Origin of the sequence: Streptosporangium sp. NPDC000396 (genome assembly GCF_042898655.1) — a bacterium.
In the GTDB taxonomy this organism is placed as follows: Bacteria; Actinomycetota; Actinomycetes; order Streptosporangiales; family Streptosporangiaceae; genus Streptosporangium.
In genome coordinates, this window is record NZ_JBIAZA010000012.1 from 208,494 (window position 1) to 232,263 (window position 23,770).

Genomic DNA, 23,770 nt, shown 5'->3' on the forward strand with positions numbered 1-23,770 from the left:
GGATTGCGGGGGAACAGATGGGTTCGGCTCGTGACGGGCGCGAGGCACGGCCTCGCCCCGGATCCGTCCTGGCCGCGCTGGTCACCGCGTTCCTCCTGCTGTCCGGGCTGCTGTCCGGGTTCTTCGGGGCCGGTACGGCCGCCGCCTCGGCCACGAGGCCGCTTCCCGTCAGGGTCGTGGTGCTCGGGGTGCCCGGCCTGGAGTGGAACGACCTGGACCAGTCACGGACGCCGAACCTGTGGAAGCTCGTGGACCAGGGCGGAGCGGCGTCGCTCTCCACCCGGGCGGTGCCGCCGCCCAGCCGGGGCATCACCTGCCCGGTCTCGGGCTGGCTGACCGTCTCGGCGGGCCAGCGGGCGGGCGCTCCCGGGACGCGTTGCGCGCTGCCCTCGCCGCCGAGTCCGGCCCCGGGCGGCGGGGCGGCCGTGCCCGGCTGGCCGGAGCTGGTGACTTTCAACACCACCGAGACCTCCTACAAGCCGGTGATCGGGCAGCTCGGGCAGCTCGTGGTGGACGCCGGGGAGAAGGTGGCCGCCGTCGGGCCGGGAGCCGCGCTCGGCGCAGCGGACAGGTCCGGAAAAGTCGGGAAGTATGCGGCGACCATCGAGGAGCTCGGCGACCTGGCACCGTACAGGCTGATCATGGTGGAGGCCGCGGACCTCGCCGAGGCGTGGACGAAGACCGGATCCGGCGGCGACGGTTCCCCGGTCTCGATGAGCGTCCAGGCCAGGCGGGAGGCGGTGGCGAGCGCCGACCGCCGGGTGGGCGCGGTCCTCGACCGGCTCCCGCCGGAGACCACGGTCCTGCTCGCCGGCCTGTCCGACACCTCGGCCGCGGCCCACCTGCACGTGGCGATCGCCCGGGGCCCGTCCCCCAGCGGCGAGCCGTACCCGCACGGCTATCTGACCGCCGCCTCCACCCGGCAGGACGGGCTGGTCACCAACACCGACCTGACCGCCACCGTGATCACCCTGCTCGGCCTGGACGCCCCGAACGGCGTCGTCGGCCGCGCCTGGCAGCACGGCGAACGGACCGGGGAGCCGGCCTCTGGCGTGGTCGCGAACCTGACCGGTGAGGATCTGGCCAGCCAGGTCCTCAAGAAGGTGCAGGGGCCGTTCTTCGCGGTGTTCGTGACCGTGCAGATCCTGTTCTACCTGCTGGCCGCCGTCGCGATCCGGCGGGGCTGGGGCGGATCCCGGGCGCTGACGGCCACCCGGGTCGTGTCGGTGGTCAGCGGCGCGATCGCCGTCGCCACCTTCCTGGCCCAGCTCCTGCCCTGGTGGACCTTCCCCGCCCCGATGGCCTCGGTGATCCTGACCATCCTCGGCATCGCCTGCGCGGTCGCCGGGCTCGCCTTCGCCGGGCCGTGGCGGGCACACGTGCTCGGACCCCTGAGCGTGGTCGCCGGGATCACCTCCCTGGCCCTGCTCGTCGACGTGATGACCGGCTCCGGGCTCCAGGTGAACGCGGTCACCGGCTACGAGCCCGTCACCGGCGGGCGCTTCTACGGCTTCAGCAACATCGCCTTCGCCGTCTACTCGGCCGGGACGATCCTGGCCCTCGCGGGGATCGCCCAGTGGCTGATCTCCCGGGGACGGCGCGCTCTCGCGTTCGGGATCTGCGTGCTCTACGGCGGGCTGGCGGTGTTCGCCGACGGCTGGCCTGCGTGGGGCGCCGACTTCGGCGGGGTCCCGGCGTTCCTGACCGGGCTGGCCGTCTTCCTGATCCTGCTGTCCGGCCGCCGGGTCTCGCCGGGCAAGCTCGCCCTGGTCGGCGCGGCGGGGGCGCTGCTGATCGGCGCGATCGCGGTGGCCGACTGGCTCAGACCGGCCGAGCGGCGCACCCACCTGGGCTCCTTCGTCCAGCAGGTGCTGGACGGCGAGGCCTGGACGGTGATCGGCCGCAAGTTCGGCGCGATGATCGGCGTCACGGTCGGAAACTGGTCGCTGAGCCTGCTCTCATTGGTCGCCCTGGCGTTCCTCTTCCTGGTGCTCGACCGCCCGTCCCGGTGGGGCGCCTCCGCGCTGGGCCGCGCCTACGCGCTCGCCCCGGCGCTGCGTGCCGGGCTGATCGGCACGCTGACCTGCGCCCTGATCGGGTTCTTGATGAACGACTCGGGCATCGCGATCCCGGCGATGGCGCTCACGGTCGCGGTGCCGCTGACGCTGGCCGCCTGCGTGCGCGCGCTCCAGCTCTCGCCGCCCACCACGCCAGAGCGAACGTCAGCGCCAGCAGGGACCACGGCACCACCCGCTCCCTGACGACGGTCTTCAGCCAGAGCAGGTCCTCCGGCCGCAGGGCCTCCCTGGCCGGGAGATAGCCCAGGGACAAGATGGTCACCCTGGCCACCATGAACTCCTCAAGCGCGGGCCAGGACGCCATGGCCAGCAGCGCGAAGGCCAGCCCGTCATACCAGGGCAGCGCGTACGGCGCGGCGAACAGCCAGGCGACCACGATCGCGGCGGCGACCGCCGGAGCCGTGTGCCGGGGCGCGGCCCGCAGCAGCAGCCAGGCCAGGCCGGCCAGCAGGAGCAGGGAGCCGGCCTGGATCCAGGCCGAGTAGGCGCCGGGCCCGAACAGCGTCTGGAGCCCGGTCTTGACCAGTTGCCACGGTGTGGCCAGCGAGACCTTCTTGCTGGCCGCGCCGACCTGGTCGAACACGTGGGATCCGGCGACGCCGTAGAGCACCAGCACGGTGGCCGTGGCCGTACCCGCCACGACGGCGAGCCTGGCCGGTGAGCGGCGCAACTCCCACGCCGGGCCGAGCGCGACCAGTCCGGCGTTGAGCTTGACCCCGATCCCCACCCCGAGCAACAGGCCCGAGGCGGCCCCGCGGGCCGTGAGCGCCGCGACCATGCAGGCGACGGCCAGGGTGTCCACGTGCATCCCCGCGGCCAGGTGGTAGATCATCAGCGGGTTGACCGCCCACAGGAGCGCCGCCCGGCGCTGGAGGTCCGCATCGCCCCTGGTGAACCAGTGCAGCAGCAGCGCGGTCGCGATGAAGGCCGCCGCGTTGACGATCGCCATCACGAAGACCGTCAGCCTGACCGAGTCTCCGCCGACGAGACTCGCCAGCGCCTGTACGGCGGTCGCCACCGGGCCGTAGACGCTCGTCACGCCCGCCCACTCCTCCACCGCGCCGGTGACGGGATCCTTCGGCAGCTCGGCGGGGGTGACGGCGTAGGGGTCGTGGCCGAGCGCGGCCAGGCGGCCGTAGGCGGCGTAGTTCAGGTGGTCGGCCGAACCCGACGGGGGCAGGAAGGCGAGCAGCGCGACCGCGACGCAGCCGGCCGCGAGCAGCCATCGCGGATCCGGCTTCCACCGAGACCGGAGAGCGAGGGCCAGGCCGAGCCCGCCCAGCACGATCGCGGTCGCGGCCAGGGCGATCACCAGATGGCCGTCGGGGCGCAGATCCAGCGAGTACGGCGGCTGCCAGGCCGGGCCGGGCAGCCCCGGCACCATCGCCGAGGGCCCCAGCAGCCCGATCAGGATCGTCAGCCCGATGGACAGCCCGACGGCCGCGAACGCGGCAGCGTCGAGCCCCCGCGGCATGTCGCGCGCGGGAACCCCTCTCTCGTCGACAACTGGCAGATCCCGAGTCACCCGCAAATTCCAGCACACCCGGCGCACTGCCCGGACTCCCCGGGTTGCCCGGACTGCCTGGAGCGATGTCACTCAGGCCGGCCACCCGCGCTCCAGGAACGGACCGGCGCGGACCGCTACACGGATCGCCGCACGAGCCATCGCACAGGCCGCCGCACGAGCCATCGCACAGGCCGCCGCACGAGCCATCGCACAGACCGCCGCACGAGCCGCCACGCAGACGGGCGTGGATCAGCTACACAGACATACCTACGCAAATCAGCGCAGGGCAGCATGAATCAGCACAGAACGGCACGGACGCCCGCCGAAGTACGGCGAGGGAGGGACGAGCGGGCGCGGCCGTGGAGACCCGCCTACCTGCGGACCAGCAAGGCCCGGGCGACGTCGCGGAACTGCCTGGCCCGATGGAGCTGGGCCCTCCAGTCGGTGCCGGTGGCCCGGTGGGCCATCTCCACCTCGACCTCCCTCACGCGGAACCCCTTGCGCAGCAGGTCGATCGTGAGGGCGGTCTCCACTCCGAAGCCGTGGGCCAGAGGCTGGGCAGCCTCGAAGGCGGCCCTGGTCAGGCAGCGCTGGCCGTTGAGCGGCTGGGAGGGTGCCCAGCCGGTGGCGCGTTCGATGCCCTCGCGCGCCAGCTTCACCACGAACCCGTGGCCGCCCAGTTTCACGCGATTGGCGAACACGGCGATGGTCATGTCCGCCTCGCCCGCCATGACCGGCTCGATCAAGGGCTCGGCCGTGCGCGCGGTCTCACCCAGGTCGGCGTCCAGGAACAGCAGGTGCCGCGGGCTGTCGCCGTCGAACAGGCTAACGACCTCCGCACCGCTCTCCATGGCGGCGGCCTTGCCCCGGTTCCGGCTGTGCCGTACGACGCGGGCTCCGGCGGCCTTGGCCACCCGCCCCGTCTGGTCGGTCGAACCGTCGTCCACCACCACGACGAGGTCGACACCGGGAAGTCCCAGAGCCGCGGTCACGGTGGCGCCGATCCGGTCGGCCTCATCCTTGGCGGGGATGATCACCGCTGTGCCGGTCATCGTTGCGGTTTGGCCGTCAGCAGCTTCTCCGGCAGGGACTCGTGCACGGTGAACACCGAGTCGAGGCCGGTGACCTGGAGAATCTTACGCACGGCCGGCCTCGGGGCCGCCAACTCCAGGGTTCCGCCACGTTCTCGTAGCCGTTTGAGCGCCGAAAGCAGTACGTTCATGCCGGTGGAGTCGCAGAACTCCACCCCGGACAGGTCGATGACCACGTGAGTGGCCGGACTCTCCTGGAGTAACCGAGCGAACTCGGACTGCAGACCAGGCGCGGTATATAGGTCGATTTCGCCGACGATAGCCATGACAGTGTGTCCGGCATGAGATCGAGTTGAGACTTTTAGCTCCACAGCCGCACACTAGCGGCGCAAAGGCCTCCGGTCACGTTCTCTCGACCAACCGAGTCGTCGGCCCTTTGTCCCCTGTTTCGCCCCCATGGAAACCCGGAGTGCGCGAAACTTGACACTGTGCAACACCGGCTTAGCCGGAAAGGGGGGAGACCCGGAATCTCCCGACCGTCCCTGCGCTACGACAGTGGCGGCCGTTGAGTAGAAACGGGCTCGAACGCATCAATGAACACCGACCTTCCTGAGGATCCCCAGCGGCAGCGGCTCCGGGAGCACCTGGAGTCCATGATCACCCGAACCGAGAAGGCCACCTCGTGGCACGATGCGGCCAACTCGCTTCGCGGCCTGGTGAACCGTGAGGGCTACGTCCCCATCAGAACCCGCCTGGCCAGCGAAGACCTCGACTTCCTCGAGGGAGCGCGAGAAGAGCTGCTCGGCTTCGCCACGCTCGGGGTCAGGCTCCTCGACCTGCATCAGCCGCGCGACGCGGGAGGCATCACCAGCGACCTGGCGCACCCGATCCTGCGGTGCCGCAGCTGCATGTGGCGCTGGCCGTGCCCGACCTTCCGCGCCATGGCGGAATCCTTCGGCACCCCGAGGATCCCGACCTCGTGCCAGCAGATCGAACCCGACGACGGCGAGAACGGGGAGAACGGCGAGGACACCCAGGTGACCCTCACCGTCCCCGCCCAGCCCGAGGGCGAGGTCCCGGCCCTGGCGACCTTCCACGAGGTCGCCGGAGACATGACCGCCTGACCCCGCCCCGGGCCGAGAGGCCTCAGGCGGACAGCGGGAGCCGGATCTCGAAGCGGCAGCCGGGCCCGGCGTTGACGACGTCGATGGCTCCTTCGTGGGCCTCGACGATGCCTCGGGCGATCGCCAGGCCGAGCCCGGCTCCCGCGCCGTCGGCGTTGGGGGTCCGGGCCGCCTCGCCGCGGAAGGCGACGTCGAACACCCGAGGCAGGTCGTCGGCCGGGATGCCGCCGCAGCAGTCGGCGACCGACAGGCAGGCGACCCCGTTCTCCACCGACGCCCGCACCCAGACCGTGCCGTCGCCCGGGGTGTGCCTGATCGCGTTGACCACCAGGTTGCGCAAGGCTCGGGAGAGCTCCCCGGCGTCGGCCTCGACCGGGACCGCCTGATCGGCCTGGCCGTCCAGGCGCACCCCCTTGGCGCGGGCCAGCGGCTCCGCCCCGGCGAGCGCGTCGGCCACCAGGTCTCCGAGACCGACCCGCTCGCGGGACAGGCGCAGCGCGCCCGCGTGGATCTTGGACAGCTCGAACAGGTCGCCCACCATGCCCGACAGCCGGTCCACCTCCAGGCGGATCTGCCGGTGGTAGCGGGCCGTGGTCTCCGGGTCGGAGACCACACCGTCTTCCAGGGCCTCGGCCATGGCCCGCATCCCGGCCAGCGGGGTGCGCAGATCGTGGCTGACCCAGGCGACCAGCTCACGGCGGGCGCTCTCCAGGGCGCGCTCGCGTTCGTGACCCACGCGGAGATGCTCGTAGGCCTGTTCGAGGGTCCTGGCGATGGTGTCGAGTTCGGCGGGAAGCCCTTGGGGAGGGACGAACCTCCCCGAAGGCGGCACCGCGTGCACGGCGGCGACGAGCTTGCGGCTGGCCGCCACCACCCGGCGGGCGAGCACCGTCGCGACCCCCAGGCCCACCAGGCCGCCGACCGCGACCACGCTGAGCACGATGTCGCGGGGCGTGCCGTCGATGATCATTTTCAGGGTGATGGCGACCACCCCGGCCACCGTCGCCACGACGGTCACCACGGCGACCACCGCGAGCATCACCCCGATCGACCGCTTCCGCAGCAGCCACATCACGCCCAGCCCCGCCAGCGCGACCAGCAGGCCGAGCCCCGCCGCGACCGCGACGATCACCAGGATCTCGGGGATCACGGCACGGCCAGAGGTTCGTAGCGGTAACCGACACCCCACACCGTGACGATGCGCCGGGGGACGGTGGGATCCGGTTCGATCTTCTCGCGTAGGCGGCGGACGTGGACGGTCACCGTGGAGGAGTCGCCGAAGGACCACCCCCAGACCTGGTCGAGCAGGGCGGAGCGGCTGAAGGCCTGGCGGGGGTTGCGCATGAGATAGGCCAGGAGGTCGAACTCGCGGGTGGTCAGCACGATCTGGTCGTCGCCTAGCCGTACCTCGTGAGCGCCGACGTCGACCACCAGGGCGCCGTCCCTGAGCACGCCGGTTCCGCTCGGCACCGAGGCGCCGCGCGCCCGCCGCAGCACGGACTGCACCCGCAGGGCCAGCTCGCGGGGGCTGAACGGTTTGGTGACGTAGTCGTCGGCGCCGGTCTCCAGGCCGACGACCCGGTCGATCTCCTCGCCCAGCGCGGTCAGCATGATCACCGGGACCGGCCAGCGCTCCCTGAGCTTCTTGCAGACCTGGAGCCCGTCCATCTTCGGCAGCATGAGGTCGAGCACCATCAGGTCCGGCGGGTCGGACAGCGAGCGCCTGAGCGCCTCCGCGCCGTCTCCGACGCATTCGACCAGGTGACCGTCGCGTTCCAGGTAGCGGGCCACGACCTCGGCCACCGTCGGATCGTCCTCGACCACCAGAATCCGCGTGCTCATATTCTCCACGGTAGGTCCGGGCAGGGCCGATCTCTAAACGGTTTCATCACACCGTGAGCACTGGATCGTTATGCGTGCGGCTCCCATCGAACCGCCCTGCGGCATACGGTGGATCTTATGAGTAGTCGTACCGTGATGGCGATCCTCGGCGCCATCCTCGCGCTTTACGTGGTTTTCGGGCTTGTGCTGCCCGCGCTGTTCGGGCTGTTCAAGCTCGTGCTCGTGCTGGCGCTGGTGGCTTTCGCGGTCGTCGCCGTGGTCACGATCGTGGGCAAGTTCTCGAAGTGAACGCACTGCTCGCCCTCCAGACGCTGTTCGTCTGGATGTTCGACGGCGGCGGCGGCGCCGTGACGGCGACCGCCGTGGTCGGCCTGGGCGTGCTCCTGCTCGCCTGGGCGCTGCGTGTGGTGCCCGTCGCCTCGGAGCCGGGGCAGGACTCACCGCTGTCCAGGCGGGAGCGTGCCGGTCGGACCATGTTCGTCCGGCAGCGCGACCCCGACGCGGCCGGGCGGTCCCGGCCGAGAGCACCGTCCGCGGGCCCGGCGCCCGCGTAGACACGTCCCGATCGCGGGCGCCTTCTGTGCTGAATCCATCCCGCTCAGAAGGGCCCCCATGTTCGACCCCGTCATCGAGTTCACCGCCGATCTCATCGCCGCGCTCGCCCAGCCGCTGAACTCCACCGCGCTGGCGATCATCCTGTTCACACTCGGCGTGCGGCTCCTGCTGCTCCCGCTCAGCGTCATGCAGGCCAGGGGTGCGCGGGCGCAGGCACTGCTGGCGCCGAAGGTCCAGGCGCTGAAGAAGCGGCACGGCCGCGACCCCGAGCGGCTCCGGCGAGAGCTGGGCGCGCTCTACGCCCGTGAGAAAACCTCACTGACGGCCGGCTGCCTTCCCGGAATGGCCCAGATGCCGTTCTTCATGGTGATGTATCAGGCCTTCGCCTCCTCGACGATCGCCGGGCACGCGAACGCGCTCCTCACCCATGGCATGTTCGGGGTGCCGCTGGGGCAGCAGTTCGCGAGCACGGTGGCGGGCTTCGGCCTGCTCAGCGGCCCCACGCTGGTCTTCGCCGGGCTCTTTCTCCTGCTGTTCGCCGTGGCGTTGGTCACATCGCGGCGGGCGCGGCGCACGATGGGCGATCAGGTCCAGCCGGAGATGCTCCGCAACGTGATGCCGCTGCTGCCGTTCGGGACGCTGCTGGTCGCGGCCGTACTGCCGCTCGCGGCGGGGCTCTACCTGCTGGTCACCACGGCGTGGACGGCCGCGGAAAGGGCGGTGCTGTACCGCCCGGCCCTCACCGGGCACTGATCCGGACGAAGGCCGTCCCGCCTCACCGTGGTGAGGCGGGACGGCCTTCTATCCGCATTCCCGCAGGGCGGGTTCGGGGACGGAAACCTGGTCGTTACTTACGGTGTCGACAGTCGTGACCACCGCCCAGACCGTGGTGATCTCGCCGTCGTGCCTGACCCCCCATTTGGTGGCCAGATATTCAACGATGCCAAGCCCCCGGCCTCCCAGGGATGAGAGCGTGGGCCGTCCGGCGCGCGGCTCTGTGGCGGCACCGCCGTCACTCACTGCAACCTCAACGTGTCCGTCAATCCAGCGCCAAGCCACCCTGACCTGACCCGACGGTAACGGATGCGCGTGCCGGAGCGCATTGCTCAGCAGCTCGCTCACCACGAGGACCGCATCATCTATCGCGGTCTCGTAGACCCCCCATTCCTGCAGGTCAGAGCAGAGGCGTTGGCGTGCGACGGCGACGCTGGACGGTGCATACGGCAACAAAACGACGCTCGACGCACTCACCTCCCCGTATCCCTGTTCCCCCTGAGGAACACACCCCAGTACGACCGAAATGCCCCGTTGCTTGGTCTTAGAAACCGGAGCCCAATTACAGGTTGTGCACATTCGACAATAGATCAGCATTTCCGTTACCGGGTTGTTACCGGATCGGCGTGTCTATGAGGTAAGGGCGCCTGGCGTGTCGGCAATGCGCAGGGCGAGCCGCATCCGGGTCCCGCCTCCCGGGCGGGAATGCGCCGTCACCTCGCCCCCCTGGGCGCGAGCCAGGCTGCGCACGATGTAGAGGCCAAGGCCGACTCCTCCGAACCTGCGGCGGTCACCGCTGTCCACCTGGACGAAGCGTTCGAAAATGCGTTCGCGGCTGGCCGGAGCGATGCCCACGCCCTCGTCGTCCACGACCACCACCACCCAGCCGTTGTCCACCCAGGCTTCAACCCTGATCAGGCCACCATCCGGCGAATATTTGAAAGCGTTCTCCAGAAGCTGGCCGAGCACGATGTCGGTGGCGAGCGCGTCGCCGGAGACCAGGGGGAGGCCGGCGGGAACGCTCACCTCGACCCGGTGCAGGTCCGACAGAACCGGCAGGCCCAGCGTGGCGGCCCTGAGCAGCTCCGCGAGGTCGAAACCCTCGATCTTCAGCGTCAGCTCACCCGCCCCGGCGCGAGAGCCCAGCAGCAGGTGGTCCATGAGCTGGCCGAGAGAGCGCGCCCGCTCGGCGATGGTGTGCACGGCGGCACGGCGCTCGGCGTCGGTCATGCTGTCCCAGCGCGAGTCGAGTGTGCCGGCGAAACCGCGGACCACCGTGATCGGGGTGCGCAGCTCATGGCTGGTGGTGGCGAGAAAGAGGTCTTTGGCCTCCTCCAGCTCCTTGGCCCGCGTGACGTCACGGAAGTCGACCACGATCTCGCCCGTCTCCACGATCTCCGCGCAGAGCACGTCCAGCCAGGCGCCGGAGGGAAGCTGGAGGGTGAGCTTGTCGCCCGGCTCGGGCAGCGGGAACGGCGGCGGCCCGCCGATCACGTCGGCCGCCTGGAAACCGGTCAGCTCGGCGGCCGCCGGGTTCCACTGGATGACCCGGCCCAGATCGTCGAGGACCGCGATGCCGTCGGCGCTGGCGTCGAACACGGCCCTCTCGTGGGCGCGCTGCCGTACGGCCTCCTGGTAGGCCATGGCGTTGCCGACGGCGATCCCGGCGTGCCCGGCGAGCAGTTCGAGCAGTTCCAGCTCCACGTGACCGGCCTTGCGCTTGGCGAACAGGGCGTACAGCGCACCGTACGGCCGGCCGCCCACCGCCGCGACACCGAGCGCGATGGTGTGCAGGCCCGGCAGCTGCGACCAGATCAGCTCGTCCAGCCGGGCCTGGTCGCCGGTCTCCAGCATCACGGTCCTGCCGGTGCGCAGCAGCTTGCCGACCAGGCTGGTGCGCAGGTCGGCGGTGGAGTCGCGCAGCGAGTCGGGAAGTTTGTGGCTGGCCACGAGGCGGACCCGGTCGCCCTCGATGAGCACGAACCCGCCCGCGTCCGCTCCCGTGAGCTCGGCGAGGCTGGCCGCGATCCGGTCGAGCACGGCGGGCAGCTCCCGCTCGGCGTTGATATCGGCGACCACGTCGGTGAGCCTGCGGACGAGCTGCGCCCGGCGGGCGACCCGGTCGTGGGCGGTCTCATCGTCCTGGGCCAGGTGGTAGACGCTGACGTAGCCGAGCAGGGCTCCCGCCGCGGACCGCAGCGCGCTGGTGTCCACCCGCACGTCGAGCAGGCTGCCGTCCCGCCGGAACCGCCTGGTCCGCAGCGAGACCTGGCCACCGGTGCGGACCCGTTCCAGGACCGCGTTGTGCTCGGCCATCAGCTCCTCGGGAACCATCGGAGCACGGCGGCCGAGCAGTTCGGTGGCGGACCAGCCGAACAGCCGCTCGGCGGCGGGATTCCACGTGAGAACCGTCTGGTCCCGGTCAAGGGCGACGATCGCGTTGGGCGCGCTGGCGACGACCGCGCGACCGATGCCGTCGTCACTGGCGGCCCTGTTGTCACCCACACATCCATAGTGCCGCGTTAACCAGCCTGATCTTGGCACTTTCGTCCGCATGTGCTGACACTCGTTAGGGTGATCCGTCCGATACCCTGCGGTCACCACACACCTGGACACGGAAGGGTGGGGCCATGTCATCCGGCGACCTCGACGCACTGCTACGGGTGACCTCGCCCGACTACATAGGGATAACCCACCCCGACATCGCGTTCGGCACCCTGGACGCCCCCGTGGGACGCCTGACCCTCGCGGTGACGAGCCGAGGGGTGGTGGCGTGCAGCTACGAGAACGAAAACGTCGTCTTCGAGCGCGTCAGCAGGGAGATCGGCTCGTTCATCGGGCCGGACGCCCGGCGGCTCGACCCGGTCCGCCGGGAGCTGGACGCCTACTTCTCCGGCAGGCTCCGCACCTTCACCGCCATGGTCGACCTGCAACTGGCGACCCCGTTCGCCAGGACCGTGCTGCACATGATGCTCGCCGTGCCGTACGGAACGGTGACCACCTACCGCGAGATCGCCGAGCGGATCGGCCGGCCGAGGGCGCTGCGCGCGGTCGGCAACGCGCTCGGGAGCAACCCGGTCTGCGTGATCGTGCCCTGCCACCGGGTGGTCGAGAGCGAGAACGTCCTCGGCGGCTACGCGGGAGGCGCCGCCGCCAAGGAGCGGCTGCTGCGCGTCGAGAGGGCGGCGGCGGGAGCCACTCGCCCGGCGGCTCCCAGCCACCGCCCACAGGGCTCCTAGCCACCGTCCACAGGGCTTCATGACCACCGCCCGCGAGACTCGCGGATCACCGCCCGCGACTCGTAGCGGCCACCGTGAGCCTCGCGGGTCACCGCCCGCGACCCGTACGGTGGCCGCCCCGCCTACAGGCGGCGGCGGAACGCGCCGAGGCCGAGCGTGATCAGACCGGAGACGAGGAACGCGCCCACGGCCGCGCTCATCCACGGCTGCGGGACGAAGCCGATGGCCTCCCTGACGCCGTTCCAGAAGTTCGCCCACCACGGCACCTTCGGCGGCGCGGCGAGCAGCCACCACGTGACGAACCCGAGCACCCAGGGGATCACCATGGACCACCGGGAGGGCGCGTTCTCGGAGGTGTCCCAGTTCCTGCCGTGGCCGAGCAGGAAGTAGTCGACCGCCAGCACACCGAACATCGGCACGAACACCGCGCCGATGATGCTGAGGAACGCCCCGTAGGAGTTGACATCGACGACGAGGGCGACGCCCGTGGCCAGCACGCCGATGACCACGGAGAAGATCCGGCGGTCCACCCGCGGCATCAGGTTCTGCAGCGACATCGCCGTGGAATAGACGTTCGCGAACGACTGGTCGGTCTCGCGCAGCACGAGGATGCCGAAGAACAGCGCGCCGAGCGGGGCCGCCACGAAGGGGGCGAACACGGCGGTCGGCTGGCTGTCCACCACCTCGTGGCCGGCGAGCGCCACCGCGTAGACGCCGACGGCCAGGCACGCCACCTGGGCGATGGTGTAGCCGCCGACGACACCGGTGAAGGCGGCGCGGCTGGAGCGCGAGTGCCTGGCGTAGTCCGCCGCGACCGGCACCCACGAGACCGACAGGGCGATCACGAAGTCCACGGCCGACACGAAGGCGTGCCAGGAGCCGCCGGTCTGGGCGGGGGTCTCGCGGAGGAAGACCACCGCGAACCAGGCCACCGAGATAATCACACCGATCGTGACGAACCGCCTGATCAGCCTGATCGCGCCCAGGGGATAGATGGTCAGCGCGGTCGTCAGGACCCCGGCCGCGATCGCCCAGACCGCGTAGGGGATGGACGACCCGAAGATCGCCTGTGCGCCCATGGCGATGACCCATAGCTCGAACGCGCCCCAGCCGATCATCTGGATGATGTTGAGCACGGTCGGGACGTAGGAGAGCTTCGCGCCGAACAGCCCGCGCAGCAGCACCATCGAGGGCTGGCCGGTCTGCGCCCCCGGCACCGCGGCGAGGCCGACCATCGCGGTGCCGATCAGGCTGCCGACGAGGGAGGCGGTCAGCGCCGCGGTGAAGGTGAGCGGGTTGCCGTCGAGCAGCGGGTTGACCACGTAGAGCGCGAAGGAGAACCCGAGCAGGCTGACGCCCAGGTTGGCCCAGAACGCGCCCTGGTCGAGCATGCCGAGGGTCTTCGGCGGAGCCTGGTCGAGGGTGAGGGGGGCCTCGGCATGCTTGGAATCGATGACGTCATGCGCCATGAAACGCTCCCTACGCCGGCATTACCCGGACAGGTTCATGCGGTCGGCGGCGCGCCGGAGGGTATAAGCGACCCTCTGCGTGATTCCGCCCTCTCAGCCCGGTTTGCGCCCGAGCTCCCGCGGTAGACAATTCGCCCTGAATTATGTCATTCATTCCCCTCTGCGCAAGGGGGTGAATCAGGCCGCGAATCCCCGCAAGGGGTCAGGTCAGGCCACGAACGGGTCCTGGCCGCTCTCGCTGACCATGGGACGGCCGGCGAAGTGCCAGGACTGCATGCCGCCACCGATGTTGATCGCGTCCCAGCCGACGTGGTTGAGCCAGGCCGCGGCGTGCGCGGAACGGCCGCCGACACGGCAGACGACGTATACGGGCTCGCCCTTGGGCACCTCTTCGACCCGGGCCTGCAGTTCGCCGAGCGGGATGTGGACGGCCGTGGGCGCGTGGCCGGCCCGCCACTCGTCGTGCTCGCGTACGTCAAGCAGGAACGCGCCGTCCGGCACGGCCTGCACTTCGACCTCAGGAACAGTCATGTCATTCATTCTTTCAAGTCCGTCACCAGATGGGGCGCAAAGTGGCTCGACCGCCCGCAACTCACCGACATGGATGCATAGATCCCCTTAAGGAGGATCCAGCCGTTCCGTGCCGATCGCGGCGGCCCCCGCTCCGGCCCGCATGCCGTACGGCGGGCACGCCTCCGGCGGTGAAGGCCGGCACGCGGGCGCCGGTGAGGCGCGCGGCACCGGCGTATCCCGGTCTTCGAGCCCGGATCCGATTTTAAGGGCGAAATTCCTGGTGACGCCCAGGTAGTGAGCGGGTTCGGCCCCGGTGACGCAGCCGTGCTTCCGCCGGAAGCCGGGTCGTCGCGCTCCGCCGGCGGCCGGAAGGTGACGCGGGCCGGGTCAGGGCACGTCCCAGAAGGCGAGCTCGTGAGCCATCCCCCGGGTGAACAGCTCCTTGGCCCGGTCCAGGTCGGGCACGGCCTCATCGATCATCACGGCGATGCGCTCGGTCAGCTCGGCGAAGCCCGGATGGGCGTAGGTGTCGACCCAGGCGCGGTAGCGCGGCTCGGCGGGCGGGTTCTCGGCGAGGATGCGGCCCAGGGTCGAATACCCCCACATGCAGGGGTAGAGCGCCGCCAGGCCGTCGGCGTAGTCCGCCGCGGAGTCGAGCAGGAACGAGGTGTAGGCCGCGCAGGCCGGCCCTTTCTTCGCTCCGTCGAGGTCGGCGCCGAACTCGGCCGACAGCGACCGGTGCAGGCTGAGCTCCTCGTGGAAGGTGGCGTGGGCCAGGTCCACCAGGTCGCCCAGATGAGCGTCAGGGGCCTGCCAGGCCAGCCGGGAGAACACCCGCACGTAGTCGAGGAGGAACAGGTAGTCCTGCTCCAGCCACGACCGGAACACCGGCTCCGCCAGGTCTCCCCTCGCGATCCCCGCCACCGTCGGATGGGCGAGCTGCGCCTCGACAAGGGGACGGCCGATGGCGTGGAGTTCCGCAGAAATGCTCATAGGCAGAGCATTGTCTCAGGCCAGGGCGGCCGCTCCGAAGGAGACGCTGAAGCGCCTGCACCAGATGGTGACGGTCTTCAGGCTGTCCAGGTCGGCTCCGGCGGGGATGGCGTAGTTCGCGTTGCCCTTGTTGCCCTTGAGCGCGCCCAGTTCGAGGTGCTTGCCGTCGTCCAGGTTGAACCATCCGGCCTTGCCCTCCTTGACCGGCTGGTCGCTCAGCCACACCCGCAGGTCGGGACCGTCGGAGGTGTCCAGGTTCTCGATCCTGAGCACCCGGCTTCCGTCGGCCAGTTTCAGGACCACGGCCTTGCCCCTGGTGTCGTGCTCGTGCGAGACGAACGTCCCCGTGGCCAGGGTCTTCGGGCCGCCGGCCGGCTTCGCGGGCTTACCCGGCGCCTGCGCGCCCGTGGCCTGCGAGGTCGTGGCCCCCGGGCTCGCGACCGCGGCCGGCGCGGCCTCGTTCACCTCGACCGTGGTGAACAGGCGCCACGGCTGGAACAGATAGAGGGCGACGCCGAAGGCGACGGCGCCCAAGGCCACGGCCACCCAGGTGGCCGGATGACGGAGCAGTTTCTTGATTCTCATGGTGACCTCCTGCTTCAGGCCGAAGGTATCCCGAGGATCGGCCTCCGACGCTTACGTAGTGCTTACGCCGTAGGGTTGGGGAGTGACGACCATTGCTGAAGAAGTCCTCCTGCTCGCCTACAGCGAGGAAGAGGGCAGACAACTGATCAGCTCAGCGGAGCTGGACGCCGCGCTCGGCGGCTCTCTCCTGGCCGAACTCGCCATCAACGGCCGGATCGAACTGGTCGGCAAGAAGGTCGCCGTCCTGGACTCCACGCCCCTCGGGGACGAGGAGCTCGACACGGCGCTGGCCCGGATCGCCGCGGAGTCCAAGGAGCGCAAGCCCGACTGGTGGGTCTACAAGTTTCATTCGAACAAGCTCCGCAAGCGCCTGCTCTCCCGCCTGGCCGAGCAGGGTGTCCTGCACGAGGAACAGCGGAAGATCCTGGGAATCTTCCCCAGCACCCGCTACCCGGAACGCGACCCGAGCGTCGAGCGGGGCATCCGTGAGCGCGTCCAGAACGTGCTGTCCGGGGCCGATCCCGACGAGCGTGTGGCCGTGCTGGTCGCCATCCTGCATGCGGTCAAGATCGACCGTAAGGCGTTCCCCGGCGCGGACAAGAAGCGCATCAAGGAGATCACCGAGGGCGAGTGGGCCGGCGAGGCCGTCGCCAAGAGCATCGCCGCCATCAACTCCGCCGTGATGAGCGCCGTGATGGCCGCGACGATCGCCGGAGCCGTCGCCGCGAGCGGCTGAGCCGCCCTCCATCGGAAACGCGGCCGCCCCGGTCTCCCGAGCCGTCACTTGCCGAGGACGTCCTTGGGCACCGGCTTGTCCTGAGCCAGGGCCTCGAACATGCGCAGGGCCTTGGCCCTGTCCCACTGGACGACCGCCTCGCCGTTGATGGTCGGCAGCGAGCCGACCGGGACGACGGTGGTGACCGGGTTGTCTCCCATGGCCAGGCCAAGGGAGAGCAGGTTGAAGGCGCCGGTGCCCCCATCGACCGACACGGAGTCCGCCGCGCTCAGCGCGAGCGGCACCGATCGGAAGGGGTTGATCAGGACTCCGGGACTGGCGGCCTTCTTCACCACGGCGGAGAAGAACTGGCGCTGGCGCTGGGTCCGGTCGAAGTCGGGGATGGCGCCGGTGGCGCGGGTGCGGACGTAGCCGAGGGCCGTGCCGCCGTCCAGCACCTGCAGGCCCTTCTTCAGGTCGATCCCCGCCTTGGGGTCCTTGATGCTCTCCTTGACGTTGATCTCGACCCCGCCGATGGCGTCGACGATGCCCACGAAGCCACCGAAGCCGATCTCCATGTAGTGGTCGATCCGGATCCCGGTGACCTTCTCCACGGTCTTGACGAGCAGCTTGGGGCCACCGTCCTGGAAGGCGTAGGCGGCGTTCAGCTTGCCGCGGCCGTGGCCGTCGATCGGCACGTAGGAGTCACGCGGGAGGCTGACCAGCGTCGGGCGGTCGCCGCCGTCGGGGATGTGCAGCAGCATCATCGTGTCGGTGCGGCGGCCGATGGAGTTGCCGGTGGCGAGCTTCCTGCGCTGGGCCTTGGTCAGGCCCTGGCGGCTGTCGGAGCCGACCAGCAGCCAGTTCGTGCCGGGAGTGTCCGCCGGGCGGCCGTCGTACTCTCCGAGCGCGTCGATCCGGGTCAGCCTTGAATTGATCATGAAATATCCGCCGACGGCGAGCACCAGCAGCACGACGAGCAGGCCGACGAGGATCCGCACGGCCAGCTTGCCCGGCCGCTTCGGCCGCCAGGTGATGTTCGGCATCCGGATCCCGCCCCTCCCTCCTCCGGAGAAGCCGCCGCCTCCTTCGGAGGAACCGCCGCCGGCGGGTGCGGCCGAGCCCTTCATCGGCCTGACCGGGCTGGAACCCTGCCTGGCCTTGCCGTAGACCCTTGAGGTCGCCCTCGGCTTCGTGTCGCCCGGTCCGGCCCCCGGAGCGGGCTCCGCCACCGGCCGGTCCTGCCGCCCCTGCACCGGGTGGGCGGACTGCCCGCCCGCCCGCGAGGACGCGGGCGGAGGCGTGGGCTTGGGCGATCGCAACGCACGAGTGCGCTCGTCGTCTTCCGGCCAGTCACCCACGATGTATCCCCGCCATCTCTTGATCTCAAAGTGAGAACGTCATTATCGACGCTACGTCGTGGTTCAAGCGCACGCAGGCACGTTGCAAAGGTTTCCCCATGGAAAAGTACACACAAGGGTACTTATCCACTAACAATGCGTTCGTAGGCCGATCGGGAAACATCGACCGACTCAAGGATCGTTACGGTAGAGAACGGCCTCTGCTCGAAAGGATGATCGTGTCCGCCTCGGACCCCTGGAGTACCTGCCCGTGCGAACGCACGGGAACCTGGAATACCTGCCCGTGCGAACGCACGGGAACCGCTGATCAGACCGGGAGAGCCGCCCGGTGAACACGGCTCTCGGCCTGCTGGCCGTACTGCTCCTCACCCTCGCCACCGGCTTCTTCGTAGCCCAGGAGTTCGCCTTCGTGGCCGCCGACCGCGGCGTGCTGCGCGAACAGGCCGACGCCGGTGACCTCGCCGCCGGGCGCGCGCTGGAGGTGACGGGGCGGCTGTCGTTCATGCTGTCGGGCGCGCAGCTCGGCATCACCGTCACCGCACTGCTGGTCGGTTTCATCGCCGAACCCGCCATCGCCACCGTGGTCCGCCCCTGGCTGGAGCTCACGGGCGTGCCCCGGGCGGCCGTGCCGGGCATCGCGGTCGCGATGGCCGTCGTGATCGCCACCGTCATCCAGATGGTGCTCGGTGAGCTGGCTCCGAAGAACCTCGGCATCGCCCGTGCCGAGCCGGCGGCCAAGTTCCTGGCCCGCTCGACCATCATCTACCTCAAAATCGCCGGACCGGTCATCCGGCTCTTCGACGCCGCCGCCACCGGCCTGCTGCGCCGGGTCGGCGTGGAACCGGTGGAGGAGGTCGAGCACGGCGCCAGCCCCGAGGAGCTGTCCCGGATCATCTCCGAGTCGGCCACGGCCGGCGACCTTCCGCCTCGGCTGTCCGAGCTGCTTGAGCGCGCGCTGGAGTTCGGCGACCGCACCGCCGAGGACGTCATGGTGCCGCGCCCCCGCGTGGTGCTGCTCCGGGCCGAACGACCGATCTCCGACCTGCTCGACGCCATCCGCGAGCACGGGCACTCCCGCTATCCGGTGCTCTGCAGCGAGAACGGCGAGGACGTGGTCGGTGTCACCGGCGTGCGGGAGCTGCTCAAGTCGGGCCTGACCGACGGCCCGCTGGAGAACATCACCCGCTCCGCCCTGCTCGTCCCGGACTCGCTGCCGCTGCCGGCCGTGCTGGAGCGCATGCGGGCCGCCCGCGACGGCCTGGCATGTGTCATCGACGAGTACGGCGGGCTCGCCGGTGTGGTCACCGTCGAGGACCTCGCCGAGGAACTCGTCGGCGAGCTGGTCGACGAGAACGACCCCGAACCCGCGGGGGTCGTCGCCAACGACGACGGCACCTGGGACCTGCCCGGCACGCTGCGGCTCGACGAGGTCGAGCGGGCGACCAAGCTGTCGCTCCCCGAAAGCGACGGCTACGACACCATCGCCGGACTGGTGCTCGCCACCCTCGGCCGGATGGCCGAGCCCGGCGACCAGGTCACCGTCACGTTGACCCTGGAGACCGACCCCCTGGAAAGCGACGGCGCCGACGAGGCCGACGCGGTGCTCACCGTGCTGTCCGTACACCGCCGGGTGCCCGAGTGGGTACGGCTGACACCCGTCACGACCGGGGAAGACCAGGAGAACGAACCGACGATGGTGACGTCACAGATGAGCGCGGGCGGCCACGACACGGCCCTGATCGGGCGAAGCGCGGTGGACGGGCGATGAGCGCTGTCACGGCCCTGCTGATCGGCGTGGCCCTGCTGATCGGCAACGCCTTCTTCGTCGCCGCGGAGTTCGCGGTCATCTCGGCCCGCAGGCACCGCCTGGAAGAGCTCGCGGGCAAGGGGGGCAGGCTGACCCGGATCACCGCTCGCGCGGCCGTACGCGGCGGCAGGGAGCTCTCCCTGATGCTGGCCGGCGCCCAGCTCGGCATCACGCTGTGCTCGCTCGGCCTGGGCATGGTGACCGAGCCGGCCATCGAGCATCTGCTGGAGCCCGTCTTCGCGGCGGTCGGTCTCCCCGAGTCGCTGCGGGTCCCCATCTCGCTGGTGATCGCGCTGGCGCTGGTCACCTTCCTGCACATGGTGGTCGGCGAGATGGCTCCCAAGTCGTGGGCGCTGACCCATCCGGAGACCGCCGCGATGGGCCTGGCCCTTCCGTTCCGTGGTTTCACCTGGCTGGTCAGACCGGTGCTAGCCTCGCTCAACGGCATGACCAACGCGGTGCTCAGGCTGTTCGGCGTGCGTCCCAGGGACGAGCTGGCCACCACCAGGACCCCGGTCCAGCTCGCCATGCTGGTCGGCGAGTCAGGCCGGATGGGCCTGCTCGACCGGGACGAGCACGACCTGCTCACCCGGGCCCTGCGGGTCCACCAGCAGCCGATCGAGCGGCTGATGCTGCCCATCGCGGAGGCCGCCTGCGTGACCGGGGACGCCACCCAGGCCCAGGTGCGCCAGGCCTCCGCCGACAGCGGGCATCTGCGCCTGCTGGTCAACTCGGGCAGGCCGGGCGACGTCCTGGGAGTGCTGCACATCAGGGACGCCCTGATCCGGCCCGGGGCGAGTCCCGCGGAGCTCGCCCGCCCGGTGCCGCGGCTGGAGAAGACCACGACGATTCCCGAGGCGGTCTCCGTCCTTCAGGACGCCCACGCCCATGTGGGGCTCGTCACGGGCGAGAACGGCGAGGTGGCCGGCATGGTGAGCCTCACCGACCTGCTCGGCGAGCTCCTGGACGTCCGGGTTCTCGCCGCGCGTTAGGGGTCTCGTGATCCCCTCCGTCACGATCGGGGATCTACGGGACACCCTCCAGCAGGCGAAACGATCGGGCCGGAAAGATCCTCCGGCCCGATTCCTCTGTCAGCGTAATTTGATCTAGGCCACGGCGCACGTGCAAGCGGTTCGAAAGTGATCAGCAAGCACCGGTGGCTAGAACGAGGACGCATGACATATCGCCCCAGAATCAAAAAGAACCGCACGCAACGGCCGGGACTTCTCTATAACGGAGCGAACGGATACTTTGATCGATGATCGCCTGACCGGCACGGACTCCACGGACGGCCCGATGGGAGCGCGGATTCTTGAGGAAACGACAAAACCCCGGTGCGCTGTCCGCACAACCGGGGTCTTGTTCGAGTGGGCGAGGAGGGATTTGAACCCTCACGTCCTTTCGGACACACGGACCTGAACCGTGCGCGTCTGCCGTTCCGCCACCCGCCCTTGTTGGGTGCGGTCGAAACACTAGCACGAATCGGCTGGTACCCACGAACCCGGATACGATCCTCCTAGACGCGGAGCAGGGGAGCTGGAATGCGGGAGAGCGAGGAACGAGCCCCCGAGCGGCCGTGACCTACATAGAACGGAAGAAGGGAGGTACCCGGTGGGAGTCCTTCAGCGCTTCGAGCGAAGGCTCGAAGGCTTGGTTGAGGGGGCGTTTGCGCGGGCGTTCAAATCTGACCTTCAGCCGGTCGAGGTCGCCAGCGCGGTTCAGCGGGAGATGGATGAGCGGGCGGCGATCGTCGCACAGGGACGCACGCTCGTGCCGAACGACTTCGTGGTCGAGCTGTCCATGACGGACAGCGAACGCCTGGAGGTCTACGCGGACAGCATCAGCCACGAACTCGCCAACCTCGCCAGGGAGTACGCCAAGGAGCAGGGCTACTCCTTCGTGGGCCCCGTCCGGGTGCGTTTCGAAACCGCCGACGATCTGGCCGTCGGCCTGTTCCGGATCCGTTCCGGCGTGATCCGGGGCGCCACGGTCGAGCAGGACGAAATCCGCCAGCCCGTGAGCGACGTTCCCCCGGCCAAGTCACACAACTTCGGGGGCCGTCCCCGGCTGCTGGTCTCGACCCAGGACGACCCGCAGGGACAGCGGTCCTATGACCTGACCACACCGGTGACCCTGCTCGGCAGAGGCACCGACTGTGATCTACGGCTGGTCGACCCGGGCGTGTCCCGGCACCACGCCGAGCTGCGGGTGGAAGGCCCGCAGGTCGTGCTGGTCGACCTGGGCTCCACGAACGGCACCTTCGTCAACGGCCAGCCGGTTCGCCGGGTCGAGCTCCAGAACGGCACTCGCGTGACGCTGGGGCGAACGACCCTGGTTTTCCGGCGCGATTAAAGGTAAACAGACGGTCCATGTCCGAGCTCACGCTGCTGCTGATCCGGCTCGCGTTCCTCGCGTTGCTGTGGTTCTTCGTGATTGCCGCGGTCGGCGTGATCCGGACAGATTTGTTCGGATCACGCACCACCGCGGCCGTCCCCGCGCGCAAGGCCCCCAAGCCGGCCAAGCCCGCGGCCAAGCCCAAGAAGGGGGAGCCACGGCAGATGGTCGTCACCGGTGGCCCCCTGCAGGGCACCACCATCACCCTCTCGGAAACGCCGATCACCATCGGCCGGGCGAACGACGCCACGCTGGTAGTCAGCGACGACTACGCTTCCAGCCGGCATGCCCGGCTCTTCCCCCAGGACGGTCAGTGGATCGTGGAAGATCTTGGTTCGACCAACGGCACATACCTCGACCGCTCTAAAGTCACCCGCCCGACTCCGGTGCCGCTCGGTGTTCCGATCCGCATCGGCAAGACCGTCATCGAATTGCGCAAATGACCATCGCACTCCGTTACGCCGCCCGCTCTGACGTCGGCCTCCTCCGCGAAGGTAACGAGGACTCGGCGTACGCCAGTGGCCGTTTGCTCGCCGTCGCGGACGGCATGGGCGGCCACGCACACGGTGAGGTGGCCAGTTCGGTCGCCATCGCCACAATGTCGTCCCTCGACGAGGCGGCACACGGTGGTGATCTGCTCAGCGCCATCGAGACCGCGGTCCGCGACGCCAACCGCAGGCTCCACGAGATGGTGGGGCGGGATCCCAGCCTCAAGGGCATGGGCACCACCCTGACCGCCATGCTGTGGTCCGGGACGAGGATCGCCCTGGTCCACGTCGGGGACTCCCGCGCCTACCTGCTGCGCGCCGGGGAGCTCTATCAGATCACGCACGATCACACCCTCGTGCAGTCACTCGTGGACGACGGCCGGATCACCCAGGAGGAGGCCGCCACCCACCCGCAGCGGTCGATCCTGCTGCGCGCGCTCGACGGCACCGGCGAGGTCGACCCCGACCTGTCCCTGCGCGAGGCTCAGGTCGGCGACCGTTACCTGCTCTGCTCCGACGGGTTGTCCGGGGTGGTGAGCGCGGAGACACTGCATCACACGCTCTCCACGATCGACGACCCCGAGACGGTGGTCCGCACGCTCATCGACCTGGCCAACCGCGGCGGCGGCCCCGACAACATCACCTGCGTGCTCGCCGACGTCCTGGAGGTCGACGAGGGTTTCCCCCTCCCGGCCGAGGCCGCCGTGGTGGGAGCCGCCGGGTCCAACCGGCAGCGGACGCAGGTGACGGACACCCCGCCCGGCGCCACCGCGGTCACCATGCCCCAGCCGGTCATCACGGACGACGACCTCGACGAGCCGGTCGTCAGGGCCGCGAGGCGGCCGGCCAGGCGTCGTCGGATGTGGCCGTTTCTGGCCTCGGTGGGAGGCGTCGTCCTGGTCGGCAGCGGCCTAGGCTGGTACTTCGGGAACCAATGGCTCAAAGATCAATACTTCGTAGGGGCGAAAGGGGATGAGATAGTGGTTTTCCAAGGCGTGAAGACCAATCTCGGCCCCTTCGAGCTCTTCGAGGTCGCCCGGAGCACCACCGAGTCGGTCAAGGTTCTCGGTGCGCTCCAGCAGGGTCTGGTCCGCGACGGCATCCCCGTCCCCAACGTCGACGCGGGCCTGCGGAAGATCCAGGAGCTGAAGACGGCCACGCAGAAGCCCGCAGACAGGGGCAACGAAGACAAGACCACCACCACCGGCAAGAACAACGACGGAAAGAACAGGCAGACCTCCTCCACCTCCCAGCCGAGCGGCACCGCAACCCCGGAACCCACAAGGTCGCATTAG

24 protein-coding genes, 1 tRNA gene and 1 riboswitch are annotated in these 23,770 nt (G+C 69.8%); of the genes, 12 read left to right on the forward strand and 13 right to left on the reverse strand.

The genetic code is table 11. The annotated features are described in order from the left end of the window. Positions 1–17 precede the first annotated feature (17 nt). Positions 18–2,261, forward strand: a complete 2,244-nt coding sequence (locus tag ACFY2X_RS21295) for a hypothetical protein (RefSeq protein WP_389940212.1) — start codon at positions 18–20, stop codon at positions 2,259–2,261. On the opposite strand, the gene mptB is transcribed toward ACFY2X_RS21295, so the two are convergent. The 3 genes from mptB to ACFY2X_RS21310 form a co-directional block, all read right to left on the reverse strand. Continuing rightward, on the reverse strand, positions 2,143–3,603 hold the full coding sequence (mptB, locus tag ACFY2X_RS21300) for a polyprenol phosphomannose-dependent alpha 1,6 mannosyltransferase MptB (RefSeq protein WP_389940213.1): 1,461 nt from the start codon (positions 3,601–3,603) through the stop codon (positions 2,143–2,145). The genes ACFY2X_RS21295 and mptB overlap by 119 nt on opposite strands. Before the next feature lie 353 nt (positions 3,604–3,956). Then, positions 3,957–4,637 (reverse strand): glycosyltransferase, encoded by a 681-nt coding sequence (locus ACFY2X_RS21305; RefSeq protein ID WP_389940214.1) that lies wholly within the window; start codon positions 4,635–4,637, stop codon positions 3,957–3,959. Then, the gene (locus tag ACFY2X_RS21310) at positions 4,634–4,987 is read right to left on the reverse strand and encodes an STAS domain-containing protein (RefSeq protein ID WP_389940215.1); all 354 of its coding nucleotides are present in this window, start codon (positions 4,985–4,987) and stop codon (positions 4,634–4,636) included. The genes ACFY2X_RS21305 and ACFY2X_RS21310 overlap by 4 nt, the downstream gene beginning before the upstream one ends. A gap of 222 nt (positions 4,988–5,209) precedes the next feature. Here ACFY2X_RS21310 and ACFY2X_RS21315 point away from each other — a divergent pair, with 222 nt between their 5' ends. Beyond that, on the forward strand, positions 5,210–5,740 hold the full coding sequence (locus ACFY2X_RS21315) for a hypothetical protein (RefSeq protein ID WP_389940216.1): 531 nt from the start codon (positions 5,210–5,212) through the stop codon (positions 5,738–5,740). A 22-nt stretch (positions 5,741–5,762) separates the two neighbouring features. Here the strand turns inward: ACFY2X_RS21315 and ACFY2X_RS21320 are convergent, their stop codons facing one another. Together ACFY2X_RS21320 and ACFY2X_RS21325 are read right to left on the reverse strand one after the other, a co-directional pair. After that, complete coding sequence (locus ACFY2X_RS21320) at positions 5,763–6,890, reverse strand: sensor histidine kinase (protein ID WP_389940217.1); 1,128 nt, start codon at positions 6,888–6,890, stop codon at positions 5,763–5,765. Then, on the reverse strand, positions 6,887–7,582 hold the full coding sequence (locus ACFY2X_RS21325) for a response regulator transcription factor (RefSeq protein ID WP_389940218.1): 696 nt from the start codon (positions 7,580–7,582) through the stop codon (positions 6,887–6,889). The genes ACFY2X_RS21320 and ACFY2X_RS21325 overlap by 4 nt, the downstream gene beginning before the upstream one ends. Before the next feature lie 117 nt (positions 7,583–7,699). On the opposite strand from ACFY2X_RS21325, the gene ACFY2X_RS21330 reads away from it, so the two are divergent. From ACFY2X_RS21330 to ACFY2X_RS21340, 3 genes are read left to right on the forward strand one after another with little or no spacing between them, the layout of a single operon-like run. Then, a complete protein-coding gene (locus tag ACFY2X_RS21330; protein WP_389940219.1) occupies positions 7,700–7,870 on the forward strand; it encodes a hypothetical protein in 171 nt (56 codons plus the stop codon). Next, positions 7,867–8,136 (forward strand): DUF6412 domain-containing protein, encoded by a 270-nt coding sequence (locus ACFY2X_RS21335; RefSeq protein WP_389940220.1) that lies wholly within the window; start codon positions 7,867–7,869, stop codon positions 8,134–8,136. Before ACFY2X_RS21330 ends, ACFY2X_RS21335 begins: the two co-directional genes overlap by 4 nt. A 58-nt stretch (positions 8,137–8,194) precedes the next feature. Then, positions 8,195–8,890, forward strand: a complete 696-nt coding sequence (locus ACFY2X_RS21340) for a YidC/Oxa1 family membrane protein insertase (RefSeq protein ID WP_389940221.1) — start codon at positions 8,195–8,197, stop codon at positions 8,888–8,890. 48 nt (positions 8,891–8,938) lie between these two features. Here ACFY2X_RS21340 and ACFY2X_RS21345 read toward each other — a convergent pair whose 3' ends face one another. Further along, positions 8,939–9,388 (reverse strand): ATP-binding protein, encoded by a 450-nt coding sequence (locus ACFY2X_RS21345; RefSeq protein WP_389940222.1) that lies wholly within the window; start codon positions 9,386–9,388, stop codon positions 8,939–8,941. A 153-nt stretch (positions 9,389–9,541) separates the two neighbouring features. Further along, entirely contained in the window at positions 9,542–11,467 is a 1,926-nt protein-coding gene (locus tag ACFY2X_RS21350) for a PAS domain S-box protein (protein ID WP_389940223.1), read from the reverse strand. 74 nt (positions 11,468–11,541) lie between these two features. Here ACFY2X_RS21350 and ACFY2X_RS21355 point away from each other — a divergent pair, with 74 nt between their 5' ends. Beyond that, positions 11,542–12,150: a methylated-DNA--[protein]-cysteine S-methyltransferase gene (locus ACFY2X_RS21355; protein WP_389940224.1), complete on the forward strand. Its 609-nt coding sequence runs from the start codon at positions 11,542–11,544 to the stop codon at positions 12,148–12,150. Between the two features lie 122 nt (positions 12,151–12,272). On the opposite strand, the gene ACFY2X_RS21360 is transcribed toward ACFY2X_RS21355, so the two are convergent. From ACFY2X_RS21360 to ACFY2X_RS21375, 4 genes are all read right to left on the reverse strand, one after another. After that, the gene (locus tag ACFY2X_RS21360; RefSeq protein ID WP_389940225.1) at positions 12,273–13,619 is read right to left on the reverse strand and encodes a purine-cytosine permease family protein; all 1,347 of its coding nucleotides are present in this window, start codon (positions 13,617–13,619) and stop codon (positions 12,273–12,275) included. Further along, positions 13,609–13,750: riboswitch (TPP riboswitch) on the reverse strand. Its footprint overlaps the gene before it by 11 nt. 76 nt (positions 13,751–13,826) lie before the next feature. Then, the gene (locus ACFY2X_RS21365; RefSeq protein ID WP_389940226.1) at positions 13,827–14,159 is read right to left on the reverse strand and encodes a rhodanese-like domain-containing protein; all 333 of its coding nucleotides are present in this window, start codon (positions 14,157–14,159) and stop codon (positions 13,827–13,829) included. 360 nt (positions 14,160–14,519) lie between these two features. Next, complete coding sequence (locus tag ACFY2X_RS21370) at positions 14,520–15,125, reverse strand: TenA family protein (protein WP_389940227.1); 606 nt, start codon at positions 15,123–15,125, stop codon at positions 14,520–14,522. A gap of 15 nt (positions 15,126–15,140) precedes the next feature. Next, complete coding sequence (locus tag ACFY2X_RS21375) at positions 15,141–15,710, reverse strand: DM13 domain-containing protein (RefSeq protein WP_389940228.1); 570 nt, start codon at positions 15,708–15,710, stop codon at positions 15,141–15,143. 82 nt (positions 15,711–15,792) lie between these two features. Between ACFY2X_RS21375 and ACFY2X_RS21380 the strand changes: the two genes are divergently transcribed. After that, positions 15,793–16,446, forward strand: coding sequence for a GPP34 family phosphoprotein (locus ACFY2X_RS21380; protein WP_389940229.1), 654 nt, complete (start codon positions 15,793–15,795; stop codon positions 16,444–16,446). A 44-nt stretch (positions 16,447–16,490) separates the two neighbouring features. Here ACFY2X_RS21380 and ACFY2X_RS21385 read toward each other — a convergent pair whose 3' ends face one another. After that, positions 16,491–17,786, reverse strand: coding sequence for an LCP family protein (locus ACFY2X_RS21385; protein ID WP_389940230.1), 1,296 nt, complete (start codon positions 17,784–17,786; stop codon positions 16,491–16,493). 328 nt (positions 17,787–18,114) lie between these two features. On the opposite strand from ACFY2X_RS21385, the gene ACFY2X_RS21390 reads away from it, so the two are divergent. Both ACFY2X_RS21390 and ACFY2X_RS21395 read left to right on the forward strand, forming a co-directional pair. After that, positions 18,115–19,554: a hemolysin family protein gene (locus ACFY2X_RS21390; protein WP_389940231.1), complete on the forward strand. Its 1,440-nt coding sequence runs from the start codon at positions 18,115–18,117 to the stop codon at positions 19,552–19,554. Then, the gene (locus ACFY2X_RS21395) at positions 19,551–20,585 is read left to right on the forward strand and encodes a hemolysin family protein (RefSeq protein ID WP_389940232.1); all 1,035 of its coding nucleotides are present in this window, start codon (positions 19,551–19,553) and stop codon (positions 20,583–20,585) included. The genes ACFY2X_RS21390 and ACFY2X_RS21395 overlap by 4 nt, the downstream gene beginning before the upstream one ends. A gap of 376 nt (positions 20,586–20,961) precedes the next feature. On the opposite strand, the gene ACFY2X_RS21400 is transcribed toward ACFY2X_RS21395, so the two are convergent. Next, a tRNA-Leu gene (locus ACFY2X_RS21400) sits at positions 20,962–21,044 on the reverse strand. 160 nt (positions 21,045–21,204) lie between these two features. Here ACFY2X_RS21400 and ACFY2X_RS21405 point away from each other — a divergent pair. Genes ACFY2X_RS21405 through ACFY2X_RS21415 form a run of 3 tightly spaced genes read left to right on the forward strand, consistent with a single transcriptional unit; the run spans position 21,205 to position 23,770 of the window. Further along, positions 21,205–21,945, forward strand: a complete 741-nt coding sequence (locus ACFY2X_RS21405; protein ID WP_389940233.1) for an FhaA domain-containing protein — start codon at positions 21,205–21,207, stop codon at positions 21,943–21,945. Positions 21,946–21,962: 17 nt separating this feature from the next. Further along, complete coding sequence (locus tag ACFY2X_RS21410; protein ID WP_389940235.1) at positions 21,963–22,430, forward strand: FHA domain-containing protein; 468 nt, start codon at positions 21,963–21,965, stop codon at positions 22,428–22,430. After that, positions 22,427–23,770: a Stp1/IreP family PP2C-type Ser/Thr phosphatase gene (locus ACFY2X_RS21415; protein WP_389940237.1), complete on the forward strand. Its 1,344-nt coding sequence runs from the start codon at positions 22,427–22,429 to the stop codon at positions 23,768–23,770. Before ACFY2X_RS21410 ends, ACFY2X_RS21415 begins: the two co-directional genes overlap by 4 nt.

What these genes read in the sequence shown, in the direction of transcription:
- ACFY2X_RS21295 (WP_389940212.1), top strand. Translation starts at nt 18, where the DNA reads ATGGGTTCGGCTCGTGACGGGCGCGAGGCACGGCCTCGCCCCGGATCC.
- ACFY2X_RS21305 (WP_389940214.1), bottom strand. Translation starts at nt 4,637, where the DNA reads ATGACCGGCACAGCGGTGATCATCCCCGCCAAGGATGAGGCCGACCGG.
- ACFY2X_RS21315 (WP_389940216.1), top strand. Translation starts at nt 5,210, where the DNA reads ATGAACACCGACCTTCCTGAGGATCCCCAGCGGCAGCGGCTCCGGGAG.
- ACFY2X_RS21325 (WP_389940218.1), bottom strand. Translation starts at nt 7,582, where the DNA reads ATGAGCACGCGGATTCTGGTGGTCGAGGACGATCCGACGGTGGCCGAG.
- ACFY2X_RS21330 (WP_389940219.1), top strand. Translation starts at nt 7,700, where the DNA reads ATGAGTAGTCGTACCGTGATGGCGATCCTCGGCGCCATCCTCGCGCTT.
- ACFY2X_RS21340 (WP_389940221.1), top strand. Translation starts at nt 8,195, where the DNA reads ATGTTCGACCCCGTCATCGAGTTCACCGCCGATCTCATCGCCGCGCTC.
- ACFY2X_RS21350 (WP_389940223.1), bottom strand. Translation starts at nt 11,467, where the DNA reads ATGCGGACGAAAGTGCCAAGATCAGGCTGGTTAACGCGGCACTATGGA.
- ACFY2X_RS21355 (WP_389940224.1), top strand. Translation starts at nt 11,542, where the DNA reads ATGTCATCCGGCGACCTCGACGCACTGCTACGGGTGACCTCGCCCGAC.
- ACFY2X_RS21360 (WP_389940225.1), bottom strand. Translation starts at nt 13,619, where the DNA reads ATGGCGCATGACGTCATCGATTCCAAGCATGCCGAGGCCCCCCTCACC.
- ACFY2X_RS21365 (WP_389940226.1), bottom strand. Translation starts at nt 14,159, where the DNA reads ATGAATGACATGACTGTTCCTGAGGTCGAAGTGCAGGCCGTGCCGGAC.
- ACFY2X_RS21370 (WP_389940227.1), bottom strand. Translation starts at nt 15,125, where the DNA reads ATGAGCATTTCTGCGGAACTCCACGCCATCGGCCGTCCCCTTGTCGAG.
- ACFY2X_RS21375 (WP_389940228.1), bottom strand. Translation starts at nt 15,710, where the DNA reads ATGAGAATCAAGAAACTGCTCCGTCATCCGGCCACCTGGGTGGCCGTG.
- ACFY2X_RS21395 (WP_389940232.1), top strand. Translation starts at nt 19,551, where the DNA reads ATGAGCGCTGTCACGGCCCTGCTGATCGGCGTGGCCCTGCTGATCGGC.
- ACFY2X_RS21410 (WP_389940235.1), top strand. Translation starts at nt 21,963, where the DNA reads ATGTCCGAGCTCACGCTGCTGCTGATCCGGCTCGCGTTCCTCGCGTTG.
- ACFY2X_RS21415 (WP_389940237.1), top strand. Translation starts at nt 22,427, where the DNA reads ATGACCATCGCACTCCGTTACGCCGCCCGCTCTGACGTCGGCCTCCTC.